Annotated in this window: 18 protein-coding genes; 13 read left to right on the top strand and 5 right to left on the bottom strand. The window is 65.9% G+C overall.

Features of this window, described 5'->3' with window-relative positions; genetic code table 11:
- Window positions 1–3: 3 nt before the first annotated feature.
- A complete protein-coding gene (locus QA639_RS08540) occupies window positions 4–984 on the bottom strand; it encodes a helix-turn-helix domain-containing protein (RefSeq protein WP_283089543.1) in 981 nt (326 codons plus the stop codon).
- A gap of 140 nt (window positions 985–1,124) precedes the next feature.
- On the opposite strand from QA639_RS08540, the gene QA639_RS08535 reads away from it, so the two are divergent.
- Window positions 1,125–1,850 (top strand): alpha/beta hydrolase, encoded by a 726-nt coding sequence (locus QA639_RS08535; protein WP_283089542.1) that lies wholly within the window; start codon window positions 1,125–1,127, stop codon window positions 1,848–1,850.
- Here the strand turns inward: QA639_RS08535 and QA639_RS08530 are convergent.
- Complete coding sequence (locus QA639_RS08530) at window positions 1,847–3,340, bottom strand: flavin-containing monooxygenase (protein WP_283089541.1); 1,494 nt, start codon at window positions 3,338–3,340, stop codon at window positions 1,847–1,849. The genes QA639_RS08535 and QA639_RS08530 overlap by 4 nt on opposite strands.
- Window positions 3,341–3,461: 121 nt before the next feature.
- Window positions 3,462–3,911: a cupin domain-containing protein gene (locus tag QA639_RS08525; protein WP_157346685.1), complete on the bottom strand. Its 450-nt coding sequence runs from the start codon at window positions 3,909–3,911 to the stop codon at window positions 3,462–3,464.
- Between the two features lie 249 nt (window positions 3,912–4,160).
- On the opposite strand from QA639_RS08525, the gene QA639_RS08520 reads away from it, so the two are divergent.
- From QA639_RS08520 to QA639_RS08505, 4 genes are all read left to right on the top strand, one after another.
- A complete protein-coding gene (locus QA639_RS08520; RefSeq protein WP_283089540.1) occupies window positions 4,161–5,189 on the top strand; it encodes an AraC family transcriptional regulator in 1,029 nt (342 codons plus the stop codon).
- Between the two features lie 96 nt (window positions 5,190–5,285).
- Window positions 5,286–6,152, top strand: a complete 867-nt coding sequence (locus tag QA639_RS08515) for a S1C family serine protease (protein WP_028334918.1) — start codon at window positions 5,286–5,288, stop codon at window positions 6,150–6,152.
- The gene (locus tag QA639_RS08510) at window positions 6,149–6,523 is read left to right on the top strand and encodes a response regulator transcription factor (protein ID WP_028334917.1); all 375 of its coding nucleotides are present in this window, start codon (window positions 6,149–6,151) and stop codon (window positions 6,521–6,523) included. The genes QA639_RS08515 and QA639_RS08510 overlap by 4 nt, the downstream gene beginning before the upstream one ends.
- Before the next feature lie 399 nt (window positions 6,524–6,922).
- Window positions 6,923–7,135: a hypothetical protein gene (locus QA639_RS08505; RefSeq protein ID WP_028334916.1), complete on the top strand. Its 213-nt coding sequence runs from the start codon at window positions 6,923–6,925 to the stop codon at window positions 7,133–7,135.
- A 139-nt stretch (window positions 7,136–7,274) separates the two neighbouring features.
- Here the strand turns inward: QA639_RS08505 and QA639_RS08500 are convergent, their stop codons facing one another.
- Window positions 7,275–7,625, bottom strand: a complete 351-nt coding sequence (locus tag QA639_RS08500; RefSeq protein WP_050386850.1) for a hypothetical protein — start codon at window positions 7,623–7,625, stop codon at window positions 7,275–7,277.
- Window positions 7,626–7,974: 349 nt separating this feature from the next.
- On the opposite strand from QA639_RS08500, the gene QA639_RS08495 reads away from it, so the two are divergent.
- The 7 genes from QA639_RS08495 to QA639_RS08465 all read left to right on the top strand — a co-directional run bounded on the left by QA639_RS08495 (window position 7,975) and on the right by QA639_RS08465 (window position 17,026).
- Window positions 7,975–9,066, top strand: coding sequence for a mandelate racemase/muconate lactonizing enzyme family protein (locus QA639_RS08495; RefSeq protein ID WP_283089539.1), 1,092 nt, complete (start codon window positions 7,975–7,977; stop codon window positions 9,064–9,066).
- 219 nt (window positions 9,067–9,285) lie between these two features.
- The gene (locus tag QA639_RS08490; protein WP_157346681.1) at window positions 9,286–10,704 is read left to right on the top strand and encodes a M20 family metallopeptidase; all 1,419 of its coding nucleotides are present in this window, start codon (window positions 9,286–9,288) and stop codon (window positions 10,702–10,704) included.
- 470 nt (window positions 10,705–11,174) lie between these two features.
- Window positions 11,175–12,965, top strand: coding sequence for a peptide ABC transporter substrate-binding protein (locus QA639_RS08485; protein ID WP_283089538.1), 1,791 nt, complete (start codon window positions 11,175–11,177; stop codon window positions 12,963–12,965).
- Window positions 12,966–13,244: 279 nt separating this feature from the next.
- The gene (locus QA639_RS08480; RefSeq protein ID WP_016842735.1) at window positions 13,245–14,201 is read left to right on the top strand and encodes an ABC transporter permease; all 957 of its coding nucleotides are present in this window, start codon (window positions 13,245–13,247) and stop codon (window positions 14,199–14,201) included.
- Complete coding sequence (locus QA639_RS08475) at window positions 14,167–15,084, top strand: ABC transporter permease (protein ID WP_283089537.1); 918 nt, start codon at window positions 14,167–14,169, stop codon at window positions 15,082–15,084. Before QA639_RS08480 ends, QA639_RS08475 begins: the two co-directional genes overlap by 35 nt.
- Window positions 15,081–16,061: an ABC transporter ATP-binding protein gene (locus tag QA639_RS08470; RefSeq protein ID WP_283090560.1), complete on the top strand. Its 981-nt coding sequence runs from the start codon at window positions 15,081–15,083 to the stop codon at window positions 16,059–16,061. Before QA639_RS08475 ends, QA639_RS08470 begins: the two co-directional genes overlap by 4 nt.
- Entirely contained in the window at window positions 16,058–17,026 is a 969-nt protein-coding gene (locus QA639_RS08465; protein ID WP_028334909.1) for an ABC transporter ATP-binding protein, read from the top strand. The genes QA639_RS08470 and QA639_RS08465 overlap by 4 nt, the downstream gene beginning before the upstream one ends.
- A 187-nt stretch (window positions 17,027–17,213) precedes the next feature.
- Here the strand turns inward: QA639_RS08465 and QA639_RS08460 are convergent, their stop codons facing one another.
- Entirely contained in the window at window positions 17,214–18,176 is a 963-nt protein-coding gene (locus QA639_RS08460; RefSeq protein WP_050386846.1) for a LysR family transcriptional regulator, read from the bottom strand.
- Window positions 18,177–18,276: 100 nt separating this feature from the next.
- On the opposite strand from QA639_RS08460, the gene bla reads away from it, so the two are divergent.
- Window positions 18,277–19,176 carry a class A beta-lactamase gene (gene bla, locus QA639_RS08455; protein WP_283089536.1) on the top strand — a complete coding sequence of 300 codons (900 nt, stop codon included), beginning with the start codon at window positions 18,277–18,279 and terminating at the stop codon, window positions 19,174–19,176.
- Window positions 19,177–19,199: the final 23 nt, after the last annotated feature.

Below are 19,199 nucleotides of genomic sequence, written 5' to 3'. Positions count from 1 at the left end.
TGGTCAGCCGCGGCGCCAGTCGCGCGGCGTGCAGCCGAAGCGGTGCCTGAAGCGCCGCGTGAAATGCGACAGGTCGGAGAAGCCCCAGTCGAACGCGATGTCGCCGATCGCGCGCCCGGCGAGCGCGGGATCCCTCAGATCGCGCGCGGCGCCGTCGAGACGGCGGTCCATCACATGGCTGGCGAATGTCGTGCCGGCGCGCTCGAACAGTTTGTGGACATAGCGCTCGCTGATACCGATCGCAGCCGCAATGGCGGTAACGCCGAGCCCGGGCTCGCGCAGCCTGCGGTCCACGGCGCGGCGCAGCGCAAGCCACGTCGCATCGGCAAGGCTTGCGCTCTCTGCGACGCCTGCGCGACCACTGCGCGACAGGCTGAGCGCGACCAGATCGAGCAACACGCCGAACAGCCGCGCGTTGTCCGCATCCGAGGCACGGAGCGCGGATGTGTTCAGAACCTGCGCCGTCTCGGTGATGAGATGGCCGACGAAGGGATCATCCGAGACCCGCGCCGGCGCGACCTCGGGCGCCGACGGCAGCCGTTCATCCAGCGCCTCGGCCGGCACCCAGAACGAGGCGACCTGCAGCGCCGGGCCGCGGTCGTGCAGCAGCGCGAAGCGCTGGCCGCTGTCGAAGATTCCGACCTGCCCCGGCGACAGGCTGATCTCGCGTCCCGCCTGCCGGATCCGGCAGCGGCCGGCGAGCTTCAGATTGAGGTAGTAGCAGCGCCGGCTGGACACGGCGATGTCGGCGGCCGAGCGCCGCACGACATGCTCCGGGAAGCTGACCCGGTTGACCGCGCCGTCGCCGAGCCCAACGGTCTCGACGCGGGCGAGGAAGCCGGGCGTCGCCGGCGGCTCCGGCGTCAGGTTCATGAAGGCCCGGCAGATCGCCTCGCGGTAATACGCGAACTGCTCGCCGGGCCTCGTGTCCGCGGTATTCCAACTCAGCCTGCGCGAGCGATCCGCGGCGGCGATTTGCTGCATCAGTTCACTCCGAGCCCAGTCCGGTTCGCTCACAGCCAAGCGCGTTCCGCGGGTCCAGGTCAATATCCATCAGGAAGCGAATGAAACTTGCGCGTATCCCGGGCCGTCCGGACGCGGCAATCCAGACAGGGAGGTACAACATGTCGACCTATGTTCTCGTCCATGGCGCCTGGCATACCGGCGCCGAGTTTGAGCCGGTTGCGGCTGCCATCCGCAAGGCCGGCCATGTCGTCCACACCCCGACCATCAGGGGCAACCGCCCCGGCGACCGGAAGGACTCCGGGCTCGCCGAGGCGATCCAGTCGATCGCGGATTATCTAGCCGAGCATAATCTGAGCGACATCGTGCTGGTCGGCCACAGCTATGGCGGCATGGTCATCACCGGCGTTGCCGACGCCGCCGCGAACCGCATCCGCCGCCTCGTCTACTGGAACGCGTTCGTGCCTGATAACGGCGAGTGCCTCAACGACATGGTGCCGCCGCACTATCGCGGCCTGGTCGACGCCATCCACGCCGAGCGCGGCGACGGCTCAGTGGTGCTGCCGTTCCCGATCTGGCGCGAGGCCTTCATCAACGACGCCGATCTCGAGACGGCGCAGCGCGCCTATGACAAGCTCAACCCGCATCCCCTGAAGACCTTCCAGGACAAGATCTCGTTGCGCACCAATCCTGCCGAGATGCCGATCGCAAAGTCCTACGTGAACTGCACGGAGGACACCGCGATGCCACATAGCCTGCCCTGGCATCCGAGGTTGTCGGAGAAGCTCGGGCTGTTCCGCCTGGTCCAGGTGCCGGGCAGCCACGAGCTCTGCTTCTCCAACCCCGAGCGGCTGGCACAAGCCTTCCTCGACGCCGGCCGCGATTAGGCCACCGCTCTGTACGCGGGCGCGGTTGCGAGGAAGCGGGCATAGGCGTCCGCATCCGGCGGAGTGAACTTTTCGACGAGCGGGTTGCGGCGCGACGCCTTGGTGCCGATGTCCGCCATCAGCTCGTCGAAATGCTTGAAGTGGTATGGCGCGACGCACAGCCCGCCATAGACGCCCGCTGCCGGACGCTCGACGCGCCTGAAGTTCAGCATCATCGCGATGTTGTCGTGCATCTCGGCCGCGCTCGGCTGCCGCGCCAGCTGGCCGTCGGCGTAGCGCACCAGCCAGTTCGCGGCGAGATCCGCGCACAGCACGGTGCAGAAGCTCGAATTGAAGCCGACGAAGCCCATGTCGGGCAGATCGGGATTGGCGATCAGCCGGTAGAGACGGTACTGCCCGTCGGGCTCGACCAGCTTGTTCTGATACTCCTCGGGGAGGAACGGCACGCCGAGCTTGTAGCCGATCGCCAGCACTGCGACGTCGGCCCCGACGCGCTGGCCGCCGCTCATCACGATGGTCTTGCCGTCGTAATGGTCGAAGGTGCCGCGCACTGCCTTGATCCGGCCGTCGGCGACCATCGGATAGAAGCCGGGGGTTGCGATCGGCACCGAGCAGTTGACGCCCTCCTCGATCCGCTCCTTCGGCACCATGCCGCACTGCTTCAGCTTGAGCTGCACCTTCAGCATGCTCTCGAGCCCGCGCCAGTTCGCCCACACGAACGGCTTTGCCACGACATGCGCGAGGCGTGCCATCGGCCCGATGCCCCAGCTGGCAAACATCTGCTCCTGCGCGCGGATGTAGAGGATGCGCTTGAAGTTGACGAGGCCGCCGACGAAATAGGGAATCCGCCAGACCGGCTCGCGAAACACGATGGTGACTTCGCTGGCGCCGGAATTGACCGCATTCACCGCGATGTCGGTCGCCGATTTGGAGCCGCCGAGCACCACCACCTTGCGGCCCTTGGCAAGCGTGGGATCGCCGTATTGCGATGAATGCAGGATCTGCCCGCCCTGCGCCTTGAAGCCGTCCTCGCCGGCCAGCGGCAAGGTCTGCGGCTCGTTGAATTGACCGGTGCAGACCGCGACGAAGTCGAAATCCTCGTGGCCGGTGGCGCCGTCGGTCGAGCGCAGCGCCAGCGTCCAGCCCGGCCTGCCGTCGGCGCGGCGCTTCATGCCTTCGACCTTGGTGTCGAACCGCATCGCGCCGTCGAGCCCATGGCTGCGGGCGTAGTCGCGCAAATAGGCATGGACCTGGGGGCCCTTCGGCCATTCCGGATAGGACTCCGGCATCGCCTTGTCGGTGTAGCGATAGAGCTCCTTCGGGCTCTGGGTCTGCACATCAGGGTAGGAGCGCGCCGGCTCCCAAACCCCGCCGAGATCGCCGCTGCGCTCGATGATGGTCACCCTGTGACCGCGACCGGCAAAGGCCTTGCCGGCGGCGAGCCCGGAAATGCCGGCGCCGATGACGCACACATGCTTCTGCTTGACCATGAAACCGCTCCGAATTGAATGAACAGGTCCAATTTCGTTAAGCGCACGCGTCCCCGTCATCGCCGGAGTCCAGCTCCGGCGATTGCCGCCTCGTGTGCGTATTGTCCGCTTGACCGCCGGGCTAGTCGTTGGCTTCCGGCGGCAGGAAGTCCACCTCGTGCTCGGCGGAGATACGCACCACCTCGGCGGGGTCCTGCAGATTGTGCAGCTTCTCGAACAGCGCCTCGAGCTTCTGCATCGGCGACACCCAGAACAGCGCCCGCGCCGGCTTGTCCGACTTGTTGAAATAGCCGTGCGGAATGCCGCGCGGCATGCGTACGAGGTCGCCGGCCTTGGCCTGCACCCAGACGCCGTCGAGCTTGAGGTCGAGCACGCCTTCCTGCACCAGGATGAACTCGTCCTGGGTCGGGTGGATGTGCACCGGCACGAACTGGCCGGGATCGCTGTTGGTCTCGAACGCGAAGGTCGAGTCGGTGATCGCCTTCGGATAGTAGACCTGGCCCAGGATATTCCAGGTCTTGCCACCGTAGCCGGTGCCGGTTCGGGTAATGCCTTTTTCGAGCGTGCCCATGTCAGCCTCTCCAGTTTTGATGCGCAGTGCCGGCACGGAGCCTGTCGCCGGCCGGTGAGGCTGTCTAGCCGATAAACGAATCCGCACCCGGCACCTTCATGCTGCAATGCGGGAGCATTACGCCCAATGCCGCCGCATCGTCCTGACCGCCGATCGGGCAGATTGCACGACGAAACGGCGTTCCCCTTTGCCGCGGGATGCTCTAGGCTGCCTGATGTTTTAGACCTCAAACAACTCCGGACGGCCGGCGTGACTGCTGTTGGCAACGAGGTTTCGGCAAGCGCGAATCCGGCAAGCGCAAGGCTCAAGGATTTCGCACGCGTCGCGACGGCGCGCGTCGATGACGCGGCGGAAGCGATCGGCCGCATCTTCTGTCCGCATGATCTGACGCCGGTCGATCACTCCGCGAGCGATTTCTCCGCGCATCACAATTGCGCCGACTTCGACGGCTTCTCCGTCAGCTATGTCGCCTATGGCGGATCGGTCGCGATCAATCCCGGCTGCCTCGACCGTTTCTTCCTGTTGCAAATGCCGCTGTCCGGCTCGGCCTCGGTGCGGACCGCCGCGCACGAGCTCACCACCGGACCACGGCACACCGCCTCGCTGCTGTCGCCGACCATTCCGACCGAAATGACCTGGCGCGGCGACTGCGCCCAGCTGATTTTGCTGCTCGACCGCAAGCTGGTCGAGCATCGCGCCGCGGCGCTTGGCGGCGTGGCGGTGAGGCCGGTCGAGTTCGATCCGGCCGTCGCGTTGGCCGGGCCACTCGGGCAGACGCTCTCGGCCAGAATCGAGCAGCTTGTCACGGCCGCCGAGCAGCTCGGGCCGCGCAAGACTTTGTCGGCGGTCGCGGCGGCCGATTGGCGCGAGTCGTTTCTCAATGTCCTGCTCAATGAACAGAGGCACAGCCTGAGTTCGGCGATCGATGTCTTCAACGGCCGCACTGAGGCCCAGCCGGCCGCCTTGAAACGCGTGCGCGCCTATCTGGAAAACCGCGCGACCGAGCCGCTGGACCTCGCCGAGCTTGCGGAGATCGCGGGCACCGGCATCCGCGCGCTGCAACTCGGTTTCCGCCGTCACTTCGGCACCACCGTGTCCGAGATGCTGCTCGACATCCGCCTCGCCCATCTCAACGCCCGCCTCAAGACGGCGCGGCCGGGCGAGCGCATCGTCGATATTGCATTCGACCTCGGCTTTACCCATCTGAGCCGGATGGCGAGCGCCTACCGCGCCAAGTTCGGCGAGAGCCCGAAGGCGACCCTGCAGCGGCTGAGCTGAGCGGCGGTTCCGGCGGCCCGGCCACGCCCTGCCCATCCGGCCAGTATCGCCGTCAGCCGCGACATCCCAGATTGAGGGAAGCCAACGGAGTTTCCCATGACCGAAACGAATATCCTGTCCTCGCTGTCATCAGCCCTTGCGGAGACCATTGCGCGCGCTGCGCCCGCCATCGTCTCCGTGCATTCGCATCGCGCGCGCGCCTCCGGCTTTGTCTGGAAGGCGGGCTTGATCGTCACCGCCGACGAAGCGCTGGCCGACGAGGGCGAGATCGAAATCCAGTTCGCCGACGGCAGCCGCAGGCCGGCGACCGTCGTCGGACGCGACCACACCACCGACGTCGCGCTGCTGCGCGTCGAAGGCGATGTCGCCCCCGTCAAGCTCTCGACCGGGAGCCCCGCGCTGGGATCGCTCGCGGTGATCGTCGCCGCCGACCGCGGCGCGCCGACCGCGCGGCTCGGCATGGTCGCGTTGTCGGGCCCGGCCTGGCGCAGCCTGCGTGGCGGCGAAATCGATGCACGGATCGAGCTCGACGTCCGGCTGCGGCACAGCCAGCAGGGCGGCCTCGCGCTGAACGCCGCGGGCGAGCCGTTCGGCATGGCCGTGCTCGGCCCGCGCCGCGTGCTGACGATCCCGGCGACGACCATCGAGCGGGTCGCAGGCCAGCTCGAGAAGAGCGGCCGCATCGCGCGCGGATATCTTGGCGTCGGATTGCAGCCGGTCCGGCTCGACGACGGCCTCGGCGCGATGGTGATGAACGTCGACAAGACCGGCCCCTCGGCTGCCGCCGGCATCCGGCAGGGCGACGTGATCATTGCCGTGAATGGCGAGAAGCTGTCCGGCGTGCGGGCGCTGTCGCGCGGCCTCGGACCGCAGAGCGTCGGCACGGTGGTCGAGCTTACCGTGCATCGCGGCGGCGAGCCGCTGAACTTCAAGGTGACAGTCGGCGAGAGGCCCGAGACGTGAGCGATAAGCCGGCCAACGACATCGTCATCGCGCTCGAGGTCGACGACGCCGTCCTCGCCGACCGGCTGGCGACCCTGCTGGGCGGCGTCGCCGGCCTGCGGCTCGCCGCGCCGGGCGAACAGGCCACGGCGGCGGTCGTCGCGCGCAACCGCGAGGCAGCGGGCGCCGGCGACTTCGAGCTGACGCCGCGCGAGCTCGACGTGCTGGCGCTGCTGGCGGAAGGCGCGTCCAACAAGATGATCGCACAGCGGCTCGGGATTTCCGTTCACACCGCCAAGTTTCATGTCGGCTCGCTGCTCGACAAGCTCGACGCCACCGGCCGCACCGACGCCGTCGCCCACGCCGCGCGGCGCGGGGTGATCAATTTGTGAGGGGTGGGATGACTGTTGTAGTGACGCTGAGCCGAGATCTCTCCACCCGTCGTCCCTGCGAAAGCAGGGACCCATACGCCGCGGCGGATGTTGCAGGCGAGACTCATCATCGTCGCCCTGGCGAAAGCCAGGGCCCATAATCACAGCATTTGATTGTGAACGAGATCGTGGCCCCAGCGTCGCGCAACAATGCGCACTTGGGGTAATGGGGTCCTGGCCTTCGACAGGACGACGGCGAATCTTCGTGCGCACTCGTCAGTTGCACGCAGCCACTGCACAGCGACCCCAAATCAGCGATTTGGAAAATTCCGCCCTGCGGACACCCGACTCAGTATTCGACCGGATACAGACGCCTTCACGATCTGGCTATGCAATCTTCAGCCAACAAGAAGAAACGGCATGAAGAAGCTGATCGGTCGTCATCGGGACATTCAATACACACTCACCAACATCGAACCCGACCTCTGGGCTTGGTCGTTCGACATCAACGGCAAGACCAGGCAAGGCAGCACGCGCGCGCGGCTCGACCTGCTGGCGCGGCGGCGCGTCTGCACGCTGATCGATCGCGAATTGAAACGCGCGGAACGTACCAGGCCCAACCAGCCTGACTAATCGCTCTCCCCGGTGAAAGTCCATTGGACGGGCCGCGCCTATCAGAAATGAAAACTCCCGCAGCGCCGGCTGCGGGAGTTGTTGGCATCGGTGACCGCGGGGAGGTCCAACCACCGATACCGACATTCGCTGACCCTGGTCAGGCTGTTTTGGCGAACATCGTCAGCACGCCATCGGCAATGTTGATAGCGACGACCTGCGACGAAGTCAGGCCCTTGGCCTTGAGCGCGGAGACCGCCTGCGGTGTCGCGTCAATCGACTTCCGAAGCGACTGGATGTCGTCATCCTTGGTCTTTGCCATCGCATCCTCGATCTTCGATCGCATCTCGGGCTTGAGGTCCTTGATGTCGACGACCTGTATGCTCCGAATGACAGTGGATTGATCAGATGACTGCGGCGGCGCCTTGGGTTGCGCGCCTTGCGCTTGCACCAAGGCGGGCGTTCCGAGGGCGAGCGCGGCAACAGTGACGAATGCTGTGAGATTGCGCATGGTCGATTCCTTTTCGAGGTCAGCAAGCGATAAAACCTACGCGCGAAGTTTGGCTGGCGTCTGATTTTTCCGTGGCCATTCATTGGAGCCAATGCGACCGCAATGCGGGCGTCGTGGCCCGCTCAGCCGCAGCGCCGACGTCCAGCGCGTGGCATCGCTCGTCGCCACGACACCCGCACGGTCCCAGTCCGTCATGACCGCCGATCTACACAGCGGTCATGTGCCTTGCATCTCCGAAGGCACGCCGATCGCTCAAGGCAGACATTCGCAGGCGCAAGGTTGCAGGCAGCCGGCGCTTTTGAGATCGTGTGTCACGCGTTGCATTCGTCCCATGACAAGGAGTTCCGGCGTGGCCATCCTCAAGGACCTCAGCATCGGATTCTACAAGATCCCGCTCCCGGTGGTGCTGAGCGACAGCACTCATGGCGAGATCAAGGCGTTCGAGCTCGTCACGATCCGCGCCCGCGATGCCGACGGCGCGGAAGGCACCGGCTACACCTACACGGTCGGCCGCAATGGCGGCGCCATCGCCGATATCCTGGGCCGCGAAATCACCGAGATCGCGCGCGAGATGGAGGCCGACGACACCGAGCAGCTTTGGCACAAGGTGTGGTGGGCGCTGCATTACGGCGGTCGCGGCGGGCCGGCAGTGCTGGCGCTGTCTGCGCTCGACATCGCGTTGTGGGACCTCAAGGCGCGGCGGGCATCGATGCCGCTGTGGCGGCTGCTCGGCGGCTTCGACCGCCGCGTGCCCTGCTATGCCGGCGGCATCGATCTCGATCTGCCTCTGGATGGTTTGCTGAAGCAGACCGACGACAATCTTGCCAAGGGCTTTCGCGCCATCAAGATGAAGGTCGGCCGGCCGAGCCTTGCGTCCGACGTGGCGCGCGTGAAGGCGATGCGCGGCCATCTCGGCGACGAGTTTCCGCTGATGGCCGACGCCAACATGAAATGGACCGTCGAGGAAGCGATCCGCGCCGCGCGCGCCCTGCAGCCGTTCGACCTGACCTGGCTCGAGGAGCCGACGATTCCGGACGACGTCGCGGGACACGCCCGCATCCTGCAGGCCGGCGGCGTGCCGATCGCGGCCGGCGAGAACCTCCGCAGCCTATGGGAGTTCAAGCCCTATATCGCCGGCGGCGCGCTGTCCTATGCCGAGCCCGACGTCACCAATTGCGGCGGCGTAACCAGTTTCATGAAGATCGCCCGGCTCGCCGAGGCCTTCAATATTCCCGTTACCAGCCATGGCGCGCATGACATCACCGTGCATCTGCTGGCGGCGTGCCTGAACCGGTCGTATCTCGAGGCGCACGGCTTCGGCCTCGACCGCTATATCGAGCACCCGCTGGTTCTGGAGCAGGGCATGGCGATCGCGCCGGATCGCCCGGGGCACGGCATCGCCTTCGACTGGAAAGGCCTGGAGCGGCTCGGCGCCGCCTGACGCAGAAACATTTCTGCACACCAAGACGTGACATTCGGAAAAGCAGGTCTGCCGGCGCGCGCTAGGCGGCGTCGCGACAAGCTGCTAGCGTTTCGCGCTTCAGATTGCCCAACGCGCGATGAGATCATCGCGCTTTGGCTCATTGTCTGAGCATGATCTTTTCGGAAAACCGCTTCACACTTTTCCGGATCATGCTCTAGCGTTAAGGGATCGGAGCAAATGGACAACCGTAGTGATGTTTGGCGCGGCGTCGACGCGATCAAGCCGCGTTTCATCGAATTGAGCGACCGCGTCTGGGCGATGCCCGAGGTCTGCTACACCGAGGCGCGCTCATCCGCCGAACATCTGGCCGAACTGCGCCATCAGGGTTTTCGCATCACCGAGAACGTTGCCGACATCCCGACCGCGGTGATGGGCGAATGGGGCAAAGGCGGCCCGGTGATCGCCTTCCTCGGCGAATATGACGCCCTGCCTGGCCTCAGCCAGGAGGCCGGCATCGCCGAGCATCGCCCGGTCGAGAGCGGCGGCCACGGCCATGGCTGCGGACATAATCTGCTCGGCTCCTCCGCGCTGCTCGCCGCGACTGCGGTGAAGGACTGGCTCGCCGCCAACAAGGTGCCGGGGCGCGTGCGCTATTACGGATGCCCCGCCGAGGAAGGCGGCGCGGCAAAGGCCTTCATGGTGCGCTGTGGCGCGTTCGAGGACGCCGACATCGCCATCACCTGGCATCCGCACAGCTTCTGGGAGGTGGCGGTGACGCCGTCGCTCGCCAATACCCGCGCCGATTTCATCTTCACCGGGCGCACCTCGCATGCGGCAGCCTCGCCGCATCTCGGCCGCAGCGCGCTCGATGCGGTGGAATTGATGAATGTCGGCGTCAACTACATGCGCGAGCACATGCCAAGCGACGCGCGGGTGCACTACGCGCTGCTCGACACCGGCGGCATCGCGCCCAACGTGGTGCAGGCCCATGCCCGGGTGCGCTATTCGATCCGCGCCCGCGACCTGCCCGGCATGAACGAACTGGTCGAGCGCGTGCACAAGATCGCGCAGGGCGCGGCGCTGATGACCGAGACCAAGGTGGAGATGAAGATCATCTCCGCGGTCTCCAACATCCTGCCCAACACGCCGCTGGAACAGACGCTGCACCGGATCATGGAAGAGCTCGGCCCGCCGCATTTCGACGATGCCGACAAGGATTTCGCCGGCAAGATCCGCGCGACCCTGACCGACAAGGACATCGCCTCGGTCTATTACGCGATCGGCATGGAGCCGACCGACCGGCCGCTCGCCGATTTCCTGGTGCCGATCGACGCCAAGCGCAATCCGCTGATCGGCTCGACCGACGTCGGCGACGTCAGCTGGGTGGTGCCGACCGTGCAGGTCCATGCACCGACGGTTGCAATCGGCACGCCGTTCCACACCTGGCAGGTTGTGGCGCAGGGCAAGACGCCGGCTGCGCACAAGGCGATGGTGCAGGCCGCCAAGGCGATGGCCGGCCTCGGCGTCAAGGCGCTGATGGAGCCGGAGCTGATCGCGGCCGCCAAGGCCGACCTCACGAAGCGGACGACAAGAACGCCGTATGTCAGTCCGCTGCCGGCGAATGTTGCACCGCCGTTGGACATGTCGATCGCCTGAGAGCCGCATTGAGCGGGCCGGGCCTGCTCTCCGGGATCAAGCAATCGCATACCCGCATCGTCATGGCCGGGCTTGTCCCGGCCATCCACGTCTTTCTCACGCGGAAACGGAGATGTGGATGCCCGGCACAAGGCGGGGCATGACGAGTTTGTGGACGGATCGAGCGCATATGCGATAGCTCGGCCTTCAGACGCGAACTCCGGCCCGCGTGGCAAAAAAGCATCTCGGAACAAAGGATAACGAACAAATTTTCCGCACTGCGAGGCGCGCAAGGGCGCGCTTTTGGCGCCGATCTGCTGAACCGATGTGCGGCAAGGGGAGGTTCTGCACAAGCGATAGCCAAAAGACCTAGGCGCTGAACGGCGGGAGGCGTTGACCTTCGCGGTCATTCGGTGTGCCATCCTGCCGCCAACACGGCGGCCGGTTCCACGGCCCGCCGCAATAACCAATTGAGCCGGACCGAGGGGACAATGTTCGACAAGAATCTGCGTGGCATGATCGACGACGTGAAGGACGGGCGGATGGATCGCCGCGCCTTCGTCAAGCGAATGATTGCCGTCGGCCTCACCGCGCCGATGGCCAACCAGATCCTTGCGATCGGCGGCGTCGCGATGGCGCAGAGCCCGAATCCCTACAAGCCGACCAAGCGCGGCGGCGGCGGTCCGCTGAAGCTGTTGTGGTGGCAGGGCCCCACCCTGCTCAATCCGCACTTCGCCACCGGCACCAAGGACCAGGACGGCTCGCGACTGTTCTACGAACCGCTGGCAAGCTGGGACGTCGACGGCCACCTCAACCCGATCCTCGCCGCCGAAATCCCCTCGATCCAGAACGGCGGGCTTTCCAAAGACGCCAAGACGGTGGTCTGGAAACTCAAGCCCGGCGTCAAATGGCATGACGGCAAACCCTTCACCGCCGACGACGTCGTGTTCAACTGGGAATATGCCACCGATCCCGCGACCGCAGCCGTCTCGAGCGGAACCTATTCCGGCATGACCGTGGAGAAGGTCGACGACCTCACGGTCCGCATCAAGTTCAAGGATCCGACTCCGTTCTGGGCCAACGCGTTCGTCGGCGCCTATGGCTGCATCATCCCGAAGCATTTGTTCGCTGAGTACAAGGGCAGCAAGTCGCGCGAGGCGCCGAACAATCTGAAGCCGGTCGGCACCGGCCCCTACAAGTTCGTCGAGTTCAAGCCGGGCGATCTGGTGCGCGGCGAGATTAATCCCGATTACCACATGCCGAACCGGCCCTATTTCGACACGATCGAGATGAAGGGCGGCGGCGATGCGGTGTCGGCGGCGCGCGCGGTGATCCAGACCGGTGAGTATGATTTCGCCTGGAACATCCAGGTCGAGGACGAGGTGCTGCTGCGGCTGGAAAAGGGCGGCAAGGGCAAGACGCTCTATGCCGTCGGCGGCGACATCGAATTCATCGCCATCAACTTCACCGACCCGAACACCGAGGTCGACGGCGAACGCTCGTCGATCAAGACCAAGCATCCGATCCTGTCGGATCCGGCGGTGCGCAAGGCGCTGGCGCTGCTGGTCGACCGCGACTCCGTCAAGAAGGTGATCTACGGCCGCGCCGGCCGCACCACCGCCAACTATCTCAACGGCCCCGAGGAGTTCGTTTCCAAGAACACCAGATGGGAGTTCTCGGTCGAGAAGGCGAGCGCGCTGCTCGAACAGGCCGGCTGGAAGGTCGGCTCCGACGGCATTCGCGAGAAGGACGGCAAGAAGCTGAAGCTGCTGTACCAGACCTCGATCAACGGCCCGCGGCAGAAGACCCAGGCGATCGTCAAGCAGGCCTGCCAGAAGGCCGGCATCGACGTCGAGCTGAAGTCGGTGGTGGCCTCGGTGTTCTTCTCGTCCGACGTCGCCAACCCCGACACCTATTCCAAGTTCTACGCCGACATCGAGATGTTCCAGATCCCGATGACGCAACCCGACCCGGGCCTGCACATGCGCCGCTATCTGTCGCGCAATGCCGCGACCAAGGAGAACAAGTGGCAAGGGCAGAACTTCCCGCGCTGGGTCAACAAGGATTTTGACGCCGCGATCGAAGCGGCCGATACCGAGACCGATCCGATCAAGCGGGCTGAGCTCTACATCAAGTGCAACGATCTGATGTGGCAGGACACGGTGGTGATCCCGGTGATGCACCGCCTCGCGGTGGAAGCCTGCTCCAACACGGTGCGGCCCGCGCTCTCCGGCTGGGCCAACCAGACCGACAATCTGCAAGACTGGTATCGTGAAACCTGAGACACGAGGACAGGTTCGGAGTTGAGTAGGTGCATCTTCTCCCTCTCCCCGTTCTTACGGGGTCGAGACGAGCGGAGCTCGCTCTTGGAGGGTTGGGGTGAGGGGCTTTCGCAGCAAATACCGTGAAAGATGAGTTCGTGGAGACTCCCCCTCACCCGGAATTCAAGCTGTGCTTGAATTCCAACCTCTCCCCGCACGCGGGGCGAGGTGAAGCTCGCCTTTCGACTGGAAGCAAGATCAACGTGCTCAAGGTGCGAGCGTTAGTTAGATGATCTCTCGATGAGTCAATATATCCTGCGTCGCCTGATGATCGCGATCCCGAGCCTGCTCGGGATCTCGCTCGTGCTGTTCGTGGTGCTGGCGCTCGCGCCGGGCGATCCGTTCAGCGAGCTCGCGACCAATCCGAACGTGCCGCCCGAGGTGCAGGCCGCGCTGCGCGCCAAGTTCGGCCTCGACGACCCGATCTATCTTCGCTACCTGCACTGGCTCGCGGCGATGGCGCAAGGCGACTGGGGCTTCTCCTTTGTCAGCCGGATCAATGTCGACACGCTGATCCTGCAGCGGCTGCCGACCACGCTCTACGTGATCGGCTCGGCGCAGCTGCTGGCGCTGTTGATCGCGATCCCCGTCGGCGTCTATGCCGCCACCCGGCCCTATTCGATCTTCGACCAGCTCGCCAACACCTTCGCCTTCATCGGCTTCTCGCTGCCGACCTTCTTCACCGGCATCCTGTTCATCCTGGTGTTCTCGGTGAAGCTGGACTGGCTGCCCTTCGTCTACACCGACGTGCCGGGCAGCGGCATTCCCTGGCTGCTGGAGATGATCCGGCAGGCGATCATGCCGGTGATGGTGCTCGGCCTGTTCCAGGCGGCGTCGATGACCCGCTTCGTGCGCTCGGCGATGCTCGACGTGATCCGGCTCGACTATGTCACCACCGCCCGCGCCAAGGGACTCGGGCAGGCCAAGGTGATCGTCAAGCATGTGATGCGCAACGCGATGATCCCGGTCGTCACGCTGATTGCGCTGCAAATGCCGGCCGTGTTCGGCGGCGCCATCGTCACCGAGCAGATCTTCCGGATTCCCGGCATCGGCTCGCTCCTGATTTCTTCCATCCTCGCCAATGACACGCCGGTCGTGATGGCCGTGACCTTCGTCTTCGCGTGTCTCGTGGTGCTGTTCAACCTGATCGCAGATGTCCTCTATGGCTGGCTTGACCCTCGCATCTCCTTCCGCTGAGCGGCGCGGCTATTCGCCCTGGCGCGAAACCTGGCGGCGCTACCGCCGGCACCGGCCGGCCGCGGTCAGCGCCGTGCTGCTGCTGCTGCTGATCGCGGCCGTCGTGATCGGCCCGTTCGTCTGGCGCGTCTCGATCAGCGACATGGACGTCGTGGCCGGCCTGCAGGGCCCCTCGCTGGCGCATCCGTTCGGCACCGACGATCTCGGCCAGGACCTGCTCGCCCGCATGATCTATGGCGGACGCATCTCGCTCGCGGTCGGTCTCGCCGCGATGCTGGTCTCGGTGTTCGTCGGCACGCTGATCGGCGCGCTCGCCGGCATGTCGCGCGGCGCGCTCGGCTACGCGCTGATGTGGCTGACCGATCTGTTCCTGTCGCTGCCGCAACTGCCGCTGCTGTTGATGCTGATCTATCTGTTCCGCGACGGGCTGAAGGCGATGTTCGGCCCGGAGGGCGGCATCTTCATCCTGATCGTGCTGGTGATCGGCGGCTTGCGCTGGATGCCGGTCGCGCGCCTGGTGCGCGCCCAGTTCCTGTCGCTGCGCGAGAAGGAATTCGTCGAGGCGGCGCGCGCGCTCGGCGCGAGCCCGGTGCGCCAGGTGGTGCGCCACATCCTGCCCAACGCGCTGGGACCGGTGATCATCGCCGGCACGATCGACGTCGCCGCCGCCATCATCGCGGAATCGACACTGTCGTTCCTCGGCCTCGGCTTTCCGCCGGATACGCCGACCTGGGGCCGCATCCTCTATGACGCCAAGGACTTTCTCGACATCGGGCCGCATTGGGCGCTGTTTCCGGGCGGCGCGATCTTCATCGCGGTGGTCGCCATCAACTTCATCGGCGACGGGCTGCGCGACGCGCTCGACGCGCGCAAGGTGATCTGATGGCGCTGCTCGACATCAAGGGCCTGAAAACCCATTTCAGCACCGACGACGGCATCCTCCAGGCGGTCGACGGCGTCGACATCAGCATCAACCGCGGCGAGACGCTGTGCGTGGTCGGCGAATCCGGCTGCGGCAAGACCGTCACCGCGATGTCGATCCTGAAGCTGATCGCGATGCCGCCGGGCAAGATCGTCGAAGGCGAGATCATCTTCGAGGGTCGCGACCTGGTGCCACTGACCAGCCATCAGCTCGACGACATCAGGGCGAAGGAGATCGGCTTCATCTTCCAGGAGCCGATGACCTCGCTCAATCCGGTGCTGACCATCGGCGAGCAGATCGCCGAGAGCCTGCGCCGCCACGAGGCGGTGACCAAGAAGCAGGCGCTCGAGCGCACCATCGAGATGCTGAAGCTGGTGCAGATCCCCAACGCCGCGGGCCGCGTGCATCATTATCCGCACCAGTTCTCCGGCGGCATGCGCCAGCGCGTGATGATCGCGATGGCGCTGGCGTGCCGGCCCAAGCTCGTCATTGCCGACGAGCCGACCACCGCGCTCGACGTCACCATCCAGGCGCAGATCCTCGATCTGTTGCAGGACATGAAGGAACGCTTCGGCATGGCGGTGATGCTGATCACGCACGCGATGGGCGTGGTCGCCGAGACCGCGCAACGCGTCGTCGTGATGTACGCCGGCAAGGTGGTGGAGGAGGCGCCGGTCGACGAACTGTTCGGCAATCCGCGCCATCCCTACACCCAGGGCCTGATCCGCTCGATCCCGCGCATCGATCTCGACGCCGCGCACAAGACGCGGCTGGAGGCGATCGGCGGCTCGGTGCCGATCCTGATCAATCCGCCGCCCGGCTGCCGTTTTGCCGCCCGCTGCAAATACGCCATGAGCATCTGCACCGAAAAGGAGCCGCGGCTGCGCGAGATCGCGCCCGGCCATCGCATGGCCTGCCACCTCGGAGACGTGTCATGAGCGAGCCGCTGCTGCGCGTTTCCAATCTGAAGAAGCACTTTCCGGTGCTGGGCGGCCTGCTGTCGCGCGAGGTCGGCCAGGTCTATGCGGTCGACGGCGTGTCGTTCTCGGTCAATCGCGGCGAGACGCTCGGCCTCGTCGGCGAATCCGGCTGCGGCAAGTCGACCACCGGCCGCTGCGTGCTGCGCCTGATCGAGCCGACCTCGGGCGAGGTCGTGTTCGACGGCCAGAGCGTGACGGGTCTGGGCGGCGGCGATCTGCGCGCCATGCGGCGCAACATGCAGCTGGTGTTCCAGGATCCGTTCGCCTCGCTCAATCCGCGCATGACGGTCGGCGCGATCCTCGGCGAGCCCTTCATCATCCATAACCTCGTGAGCTCGGCCAGCGAGCGGGAGGACCGCGTCGCGAGCCTGTTGGTCAAGGTCGGACTGAAGGCCGAGCACATGCGGCGCTACCCGCACGAATTCTCCGGCGGCCAGCGCCAGCGCATCGCGATCGCCCGCGCGCTGACGCTGGAGCCGAAGCTGATCGTGTGCGACGAGCCGGTCTCCGCGCTCGACGTCTCGATCCAGGCCCAGGTCATCAACCTGCTCGAGGATCTGCAGGCCGAGCTGAACCTCACCTATCTGTTCGTCGCCCACGATCTCTCGGTCGTGGAGCACATCTCCGACCGCGTCGCGGTGATGTATCTCGGCCGCATCGTCGAGCTCGCCAAGGCCAGCGATCTCTACCGCAACCCCCAGCATCCCTATACCAAGGCGCTGCTCTCGGCGGTGCCGGTGCCGGATCCCAAGGCGAAGCGCGACCGCATCCGCCTGAAGGGCGACGTGCCGAGCCCGATGAATCCGCCCAAGGGCTGCCACTTCCACACCCGCTGTCCGATCGCCGAAGAGCGCTGCCGGCAGAGCGCGCCGGAACTGCTGGAAGGCAGGAACGGGCATTCCGTGGCGTGCCATCTGGCGTAGGTCGCGCGCCAGATGCGATAGCCAGCCGGCGCGGGAGCGCACCGCCAAAATATCGAAAACAACCCCATGCAAAGTGGCCGGCGGCTGCGGGCGTTCGACACGGCACTTGACATGTCGGGCAAATCATCGGCATTATTCGATAATTCCGAAATAGTGGCGACGATAGTTGAAATCACGTCGTCAGACGTTAACGCCGCTTGGTGTTGGTCCGCGGCTTCGGTCCGGCCTTTGTCTTGATCTTCCGCCGCGGTGCGGGCGCGACGGCGTCCTCAACCTCATTCACCTCCGTCCGCAGCGTCTCGAGCAGCCAGTCGCGAAACGCGCGCATGCCCGGCGTCACCTCGCGCGATTTCAGCCAGGTCAGCCAGTAGGATCCCGCCGGGACCTCGGCCGCGAACGGCCGCTTGAGCCGGCCGGAGGCCAGCTCATTGTCGAACATCGCGATCGGCACCAGCCCGACGCCGACGCCGCGCGCGGCGGCCTCGGCCATCGCGACCGAACTGTCGAAGATCGGCCCCTGGATTTTCGGACACGGCGCGCCGGCGACCGCAAACCATAGCGGCCACTCCTCGGCGCGGTAGGAGCGCAGCAGGAATTCCTGCGCGAGATCGGACGGCTTGCGCAGCCGGTCCGCCGCGTCGGGGCAGCACACCGGCGAGAGCGGTGCGGACAACAGATGGATCGCCTCGGTGCCGTGCCACGAGCCGTCGCCGAAGCGCAGCGCGAGATCGAGCCCGTCGCCTGCGATGTCGACGCGGTTGTTGTTGGTGAGCAGACGCAGATCGATATAGGGATGCGCGCGCTTGAAGCGGTCGACCCTTTGCAAGAGCCATCCGGTCGCGAACGTCGTGACGCAGCCGACGGTCACGACCTCGCGCGTGCCCTTGGCCTCGATGCGGTCGATCGCGGCGCCGATCCGGTCGAGCGCGTCCGACAGCACCGGCAGCAGCGCCAGCCCCTCGTCGGTGAGCACCAGCCCGCGCGGCAGCCGGCGGAACAGGCTCGTACCCAGGAGGTCCTCGAGCTGCTTGACCTGATGGCTGATCGCGGTCTGCGTCACGCGCAGCTCCATCCCGGCGCGGGTGAAGCTGAGCAGCCGCGCCGAGGCCTCGAAGGCGCGCAGCGCGTTCAGCGGGAGGTGCCGGCGCACGGCGTCATGACCAAGTTTTCCTCATGCCTCGCTGTATAAATGATTGTTTGTGCGCCGTCACGCCGCCCGGCAGGTTCGCGCCGCCAACGGGAGATTCGAAATGCTGACGAGACGGACATTTGGATTGCGCGCGCTGGGCCTTGCGGTGTCCTGCACCCTGCCGCGGCAAGGCGCAGCGGCAGGACCAGGCGAGCCGGCGCAGCGGCTGCAGCAGGAGTTTGCGCGCATCGAGCTCGCGACCAGCGGCCGGCTCGGCGTCGCCGTACTCGACATGGAGACGGGATTGCGCGCGAGCCGGCGCGGCGACGAGCGGTTCCCGATGTGCAGTACCTTCAAGGCGTTGGCCTCGGCCGCGGTGCTGCACCGGGTCGACCGCGGCGAATCCAGCCTCGATCAGCGCGTGCAGATCGAGGCCAAAGATATCTTGGCCTACGCGCCGGTCACCAAGGGACGCGTTGGTTCGGCCATGACGCTGTCCGAACTCTGCGCGGCTGCGATCACGCTCAGCGACAACACCGCCGCCAACCTGCTGCTACGCGAGATCGGCGGGCCCGCCGGCTTCACCAGCTTCTTCCGCACCATCGGCGACAATGTCAGCCGGCTCGACCGCTGGGAGGTGGAGCTGAACGAAGCCGTGCCCGGCGACCCGCGCGACACCACGAGTCCTGTCGCGATGCTGAAGGATTTGCAGCGCGTGCTGCTCGGCGATGTCCTGTCCGCGGCCTCGCGCCAGAAGCTGGTGGACTGGATGGTCGCCAACAAGACCGGCGACGCAAGGCTGCGTGCCGGCGTGCCCCGCGACTGGCGGGTCGGCGACAAGACCGGCACCGGTGAGCGCGGCACCTACAACGATATCGGCGTGTTCTGGCCGCCCGGCCGCAAGCCGATCGTGGTCACGGTTTACCTGACGGGGGCAAGCGCACCCATGGAGACGTGCAACGAGGTGATCGCCAATGTCGCGCGCGCCGTCGCGAGTGCGAGCACCGGGCAGAACGGCTAAACCGGCGGCGTCGCGATCGAGCG

Source organism: Bradyrhizobium pachyrhizi (assembly GCF_029714545.1).
Lineage (GTDB): Bacteria > Pseudomonadota > Alphaproteobacteria > Rhizobiales > Xanthobacteraceae > Bradyrhizobium > Bradyrhizobium pachyrhizi.
Note: the sequence above shows the minus strand (reverse complement) of the source record. Positions and strands in the feature narration are given on the sequence as shown.

Bases quoted from the DNA above. Each gene is read 5' to 3' on its own strand.
- QA639_RS08540 (WP_283089543.1), bottom strand. From the start codon at position 984: ATGCAGCAAATCGCCGCCGCGGATCGCTCGCGCAGGCTGAGTTGGAAT.
- QA639_RS08535 (WP_283089542.1), top strand. From the start codon at position 1,125: ATGTCGACCTATGTTCTCGTCCATGGCGCCTGGCATACCGGCGCCGAG.
- QA639_RS08530 (WP_283089541.1), bottom strand. From the start codon at position 3,340: ATGGTCAAGCAGAAGCATGTGTGCGTCATCGGCGCCGGCATTTCCGGG.
- QA639_RS08525 (WP_157346685.1), bottom strand. From the start codon at position 3,911: ATGGGCACGCTCGAAAAAGGCATTACCCGAACCGGCACCGGCTACGGT.
- QA639_RS08515 (WP_028334918.1), top strand. From the start codon at position 5,286: ATGACCGAAACGAATATCCTGTCCTCGCTGTCATCAGCCCTTGCGGAG.
- QA639_RS08505 (WP_028334916.1), top strand. From the start codon at position 6,923: ATGAAGAAGCTGATCGGTCGTCATCGGGACATTCAATACACACTCACC.
- QA639_RS08500 (WP_050386850.1), bottom strand. From the start codon at position 7,625: ATGCGCAATCTCACAGCATTCGTCACTGTTGCCGCGCTCGCCCTCGGA.
- QA639_RS08490 (WP_157346681.1), top strand. From the start codon at position 9,286: ATGGACAACCGTAGTGATGTTTGGCGCGGCGTCGACGCGATCAAGCCG.
- QA639_RS08485 (WP_283089538.1), top strand. From the start codon at position 11,175: ATGTTCGACAAGAATCTGCGTGGCATGATCGACGACGTGAAGGACGGG.
- QA639_RS08480 (WP_016842735.1), top strand. From the start codon at position 13,245: ATGAGTCAATATATCCTGCGTCGCCTGATGATCGCGATCCCGAGCCTG.
- QA639_RS08475 (WP_283089537.1), top strand. From the start codon at position 14,167: ATGGCTGGCTTGACCCTCGCATCTCCTTCCGCTGAGCGGCGCGGCTAT.
- QA639_RS08465 (WP_028334909.1), top strand. From the start codon at position 16,058: ATGAGCGAGCCGCTGCTGCGCGTTTCCAATCTGAAGAAGCACTTTCCG.
- bla (WP_283089536.1), top strand. From the start codon at position 18,277: ATGCTGACGAGACGGACATTTGGATTGCGCGCGCTGGGCCTTGCGGTG.